Raw genomic sequence first — 5,037 nt, 5'->3', positions numbered from 1 at the left:
ATCACCTGCCCGTCGAGCTGACGCGCGTCGGGCCGACGCTGTCCGAGGCCTGACGCCGATCGAGCTGACGCGCTTCGGCCCGACGCCGTCCGATAGCTGACGCCCGTCAAGCTGTCGCTGTCGCCGGGCAGGGTGGGCACGGGTGCCGGGGCGGCGGCCCCGGACCCCGAGGCTCTCAGCGCTGGCCCTCGATGCGCCGGCTGCGCTGCTCGACGCCCAGCTCGCCGTAGGGGTAGTCGCCGACACCCGGGTCACTGACGGCGTCGAGCCGGGCGGTCTCCTCCTCCGAGAGCCGAACGTCGGCGGCCGCCAGGTTGTCCTCGAGCTGGTCCATCGTCCGCGCGCCCAGCAGCACGGACGTCACCGCCGGGCGGTCGCATACCCACGCAAGTGCGACCTGCGCCATTGACGTGCCGCGCGCCTTGGCCACCTCCTCGACGGCCTCGACCACGTCCCAGGTGCGGTCACGCGTGCTGCGGCGGTCGTACCCCTCCATGCCACGGTCGGGCTGCTCGCCGAGCCGGGTGGCGCCAGACGGGCGCGAGTCGCGGGTGTACTTGCCGGTCAGCCACCCGCCCCCGAGCGGCGACCAGGGCAGCAGGCCGAGGCCGTTCTCCTGGCAGGCCGGCACGATCTCCCACTCGATCTCGCGGACGAGCAGGGAGTACTGCGGCTGGAGCGTCACGAGCTTCGCCCAGCCACGGACGTCGATCAGGTCGCACGCCTTCTGCAGCTGCCAGCCGGTGAAGTTGGAGAGGCCGGGGTACGCGATCTTCCCCGCGGTGACGGCGTCGTCGAGGAACCTGAGCGTCTCCTCGAGCGGGGTGAGCGGGTCCCAGGAGTGCAGCTGGTAGAGGTCGACGGCGTCGACGCCGAGCCGCCGCAGCGAGGCGTCGAGCGCGCGGCGCAGGTGGCGGCGGGAGAGGCCGAGGTCGTTCGGCCCGTCGCCCATCGGGAAGCGGCCCTTGGTGGCGAGGACGACCCGCTCGGTCACGTCCGCGGGCCGGGAGGCGAGCCAGCGGCCGATGATCTCCTCGGACGCGCCCGCGGTGTAGACGTCGGCGGTGTCGATGAACGTCCCGCCGGCCTCGACGAAGCGGTCGAGCTGCGCATGCGCCGTCGCCTCGTCGGACTCGTGGCCGAACGTCATGGTGCCGAGCGCGAACGCGGACACGACGGCTCCGCTGCCGCCGAGCGTGCGGTACTCCATCGGGCTACTCCCGGGTCGAGGACGACGGTTCGTCTCGCCTCTACCCAGGAGCGCGCCCGACGGTCGTGTCAGTACGTGAAGAGCAGCGAGATCGGGCCGAGGCTCGAGGTACGGCCGGCGGTGTCGAAACGGAGCGAGATGGAGTGCTCGCCCGGGCTCACCGTGCGCGGGCCGATGCCGACACCGTGGCCGAAGTGCAGGGTGGTGACGCCGTCGATCGTCACGTCGACGCGGCTGCCGATCACGTTCATCGGGACGCCGTCGCGCAGCAGCTGCGCGCTCGAGACCCCGAGCGGGACGGTGAACGCCGCCGGGCCGACGGACCCGGTCCCGGCCGGCGACAGGGTGACGGAGTCGAAGAGCAGGACGCGCAGGGGCAGGGGCGCGGGTGGCGGCGCCGCCAGCAGCGCGTTGACCAGCGAGATGGCCGTGCCGCCGCCCCCGCTGGAGCGGTGGGTGGCTCGCGCCAGGTCCCAGTACGCGCTGTCGGCGGGCCCCGCCGCCTGCGCGGCCTCCCGTCGGCCGAGGTGGATGAAGGAGACGTAGAGGTCGACGGTGGCGCCGGTGGTGGCCACGGCGCCCCCGCCGGCGCGCCGGGCGTACAGCTGGTACTCCCCGAAGGCGTTGTCGAGGCCGAGCCGGATCACGGCGATCTGCTCGCCGTCGAGGCCGGGACCCTTCGCCGCGAAGCGGACGTACGTGTCGTACGTCGTTCCCGCCGGCCCCTGGACGAGCTGCCGGGAGCCGTCCCGGGTCGGCACGTCGAAGAAGAAGTCGAGGTCGCCCTCGCGCCAGGTGACGACCACGAAATGGTCGCTGAGGTTCGGCGGCAGGTAGTGGTTGACGCGCGTCTCGACCCCACCGAGGACCGTCACCTCGACGAACCGGTTGTTGTAGGAGGTGCCGTTGCGGGTCACCAACGGGACGAAGAGCGCGCTGGTCCCCGGGGCGAGCCCGTCGATCCGGTAGCGCCCCTCGGTGTCCGTGGTCGCGAGCACGGTCGTGCTGCCGCGGCTCGGGAGGATCTGGACCCCGGTCAGCGGCGCCAGCGTGACCGCGTCCACGATCCGGCCGACGATGCTGCCCTTCGTCGGGTCTCCGCCCGGGTCGCCCCCCGGGGTGCCGTCGGGAGGCGGGCTTCCGACGGCGTACGCCGCCGAGGTGGTCGTCAGTGCCGGCGCGGCCCAGGCGGCCGCCCCGGCCAGCCCGGCGCGCTTGAGCAGCAGGCGTCGGTCGATCTGGTGCCCGCTCCCGGGCATGCGCTGGCTGTCGGCCACTGTTCCCCCGTCCGGATTCTTCTCTCGGTTCCGAACCTAGTCGCGTCGTATCAGTGCGAACAAGGCATCGAAACTCGGTCCGCGTTGACCTCGACTTCCACCGGAAGCTATTTGCAGCAATTGTCCGAATACCAGCGCTCTCGTTCGCCGTGGCACGCTCGCCGACACTAGGTCGGAATCGAGCTACCGGTCCTACATGGCAGGCGTCATGCCGTGGCCGTAGTGGAACGTTCCTCGGGCACCCGTCCCGCCCTGCTCCGCCTGCTCACCGCGGCCTCAGCTCGCCCGGCTCACCTCTCAGACTGACCGACGCGAGCCGGGAGGGCACCCGTGAGCAGTGCGCAGGAGCAGCGGGTCCAGGGCGTCGCCCGCGAGAAGGGCGCGCCCGTCTCGCGGGAGACGATCGTCGTGCCGGCTCCCGGGCCTGGCGAGGCCTGCGTCCGCGTGCAGGCGTGCGGCGTCTGCCACACGGACCTGCACTACCTCTCGCCGCTACCCCAGCCGGCAGCGCCGACAGCCTCAGAGCAACTGGCGTCCCGCCGTGAGGTAGATCGTCTCGTTCGGGAACGGCCCGCGGCCACCGGCGCCGATGACGAGGGAGAAGGTGTGCACGCCCGGCGTGAGCGGCACCGGGGCGACGTCCGTGCCGTGCCCCCACGTGCCGGTCCGGCGGACGCCGTCGATCACGAAGTCGACGTAGTCGCCGCGCACGTCGTACGGCTGCGTCCCCCCGGCGTCCGACGACAACGCGCCGGAGGTCGTGCCGGCCGGGACGTTGATCGTGATCGGGGGCGTCGTGAACGTGGCTGCGGGCACGGTCCCGGCGAAGACCAGGTAGCGGTTCGACGCCGGCGGAACCGGCGGCGCCGGCTGCAAGGTGTTGACGAGCGCGTAGGGCGCGGCCGTCGACCGGTCGATCCGGTAGATGTTCCAGACCGGCGAGCCGCTCGGGCCGGCCGCGACCTCGGCTCGCGCGATCTGGCCGAACGCCAGGTTGTCGTACGTCCGCGCGACCGCGCCGGTCGACGGGACCGGGGTCCCTCCCACCTGGTTGGCGTAGAGGAGGAAGGCGCTGCTCGGGATCGTCGTGCCGTAGTCGATCTGCAGGACGAGCACGTTGTCGCCGTCGACGCCCTGGCCGCGCCGGAGCACCCGGACGTAGTCCTCGAGGGCGGCGCCGGCCGTCAGCTCCACCGCCGCGCGGCCCCCGGCGCGTGTCGGGGCGTCGAGGACGAACTGCAAATCGCCCTGCTGCCACGCCACGACAGTCGTGTATCGCTGCACCCCCGGGGCGAACGGGACGAGGTAGGCGTTTTGGACCGTCTGCCGGCCGGCGACGATGGTCACGTCCAGCAACTGCTGGACGTGCGTGGACGCAGGCCCCGTGAGCCCACGGACCACGTAGAAGGAGCGGGGACCGGGGGCGAGGCCGGCCAGGGTGAAGCGCCCGTCAGCGTCCGTGGTCGCGAGCACGGTGTTCGACCCGGGGCTGGGGCGGAGCGTCGCATCGGCCAGTGGCGCGAGCGTGAGCGCGTCGACGATGCGGCCGGTGAGCGTGCCGGTGGTGGGGTTCGGGTCCGGATCGGTCCCTGGCGGCGGGCTGCCCACGGCGTACGCGGCGGTCGTGCTCGTGAGCGCAGGTGCGGCCCACGCGGCTGCCCCGGCGGCGCCGACGAGGCCGGCGCGGCGGAGCACCTCGCGTCGAGCGACCTGCTGAGCAACTGTGGACTGGTGATGGGCGTCGACCACGGATGCCCCCGGCTCGGGTCTGGAGCTTCTCCCACGGGAACCTAGCCAGCGCCCACTCGCTGAACAAGCCTCTGAAGTGGGCTTCTGGTGAATCGCTTCCCGAGCGGGCCGAAACGCCCGCAATCGTGGAGTTCTGTGCCACCCGGGGCGCTGCGGGCTGCGTTGCCCCCACCGCCGTCCAGGTCCCCGAGTGCTTGGCTGCCCGAGGCACCCGCCCGGCCCTGCTCCGCCTGCTCAGCCCCGCCTCATCGACCACCGCTAACCTCGCAGACTGACCGACGTGAGCCGGGAGGGCAGCCGTGAGCAGTGCGCAGGAGGAGCGGGTCCAGGGCGTAGTCGCCCGTCAGAAGGGCGCGCCCGTCTCGCTGGAGACGATCGTCGTGCCGGCGCCGGGACCGGGCGAGGCCCGGGTGCGGGTGCAGGCGTGTGGGGTCTGCCACACGGACCTGCACTACCAGCAGGGCGCCATCAACGACGACTTCCCCTTCCTGCTCGGCCACGAGGCCGCGGGCGTCGTCGAGTCGGTCGGCGAGGGCGTGACCGAGGTCGCCGTGGGCGACTACGTCGTCCTCAACTGGCGCGCGGTCTGCGGCGAGTGCCGGGCCTGCCTGCGCGGCCGCCCCTGGTACTGCTTCAACACCCACAACGCCACGCAGAAGATGACGCTCGAGGACGGCACCGTCCTGAGCCCCGCGCTCGGCATCGGCGCCTTCGCCGAGCTCACGCTCGTCGCCGCCGGCCAGTGCACCAAGGTCGACGCGGCCGCCCCGCCGGAGGTCGCGGGCCTGCTCGGCTGCGGCG

At 72.8% G+C, this 5,037-nt stretch carries 4 protein-coding genes; 1 reads left to right on the top strand and 3 read right to left on the bottom strand.

From position 1 onward, the window contains the following. Window positions 1–175 precede the first annotated feature (175 nt). The 3 genes from G9H71_RS20945 to G9H71_RS20930 form a co-directional block, all read right to left on the bottom strand. Complete coding sequence (locus G9H71_RS20945; RefSeq protein WP_166284717.1) at window positions 176–1,210, bottom strand: aldo/keto reductase; 1,035 nt, start codon at window positions 1,208–1,210, stop codon at window positions 176–178. 68 nt (window positions 1,211–1,278) lie between these two features. Beyond that, window positions 1,279–2,487, bottom strand: coding sequence for a carboxypeptidase regulatory-like domain-containing protein (locus G9H71_RS20940; RefSeq protein WP_166284716.1), 1,209 nt, complete (start codon window positions 2,485–2,487; stop codon window positions 1,279–1,281). 519 nt (window positions 2,488–3,006) lie between these two features. Continuing rightward, window positions 3,007–4,236, bottom strand: coding sequence for a carboxypeptidase-like regulatory domain-containing protein (locus G9H71_RS20930; protein ID WP_166284715.1), 1,230 nt, complete (start codon window positions 4,234–4,236; stop codon window positions 3,007–3,009). Between the two features lie 299 nt (window positions 4,237–4,535). On the opposite strand from G9H71_RS20930, the gene G9H71_RS20925 reads away from it, so the two are divergent. Further along, window positions 4,536–5,037 (top strand): alcohol dehydrogenase catalytic domain-containing protein (locus G9H71_RS20925; RefSeq protein WP_166284714.1); only part of this gene is annotated, 502 nt, incomplete at its 3' end.

The organism is Motilibacter deserti (assembly GCF_011250635.1).
Lineage (GTDB): Bacteria > Actinomycetota > Actinomycetes > Motilibacterales > Motilibacteraceae > Motilibacter_A > Motilibacter_A deserti.
The sequence above is the reverse complement of the archived record's forward strand: the minus strand, read 5'-3'. Positions and strand labels throughout refer to the sequence as shown.

Coding starts and splice junctions, on each gene's coding strand:
- G9H71_RS20945 (WP_166284717.1), bottom strand. CDS start 1,210: ATGGAGTACCGCACGCTCGGCGGCAGCGGAGCCGTCGTGTCCGCGTTC.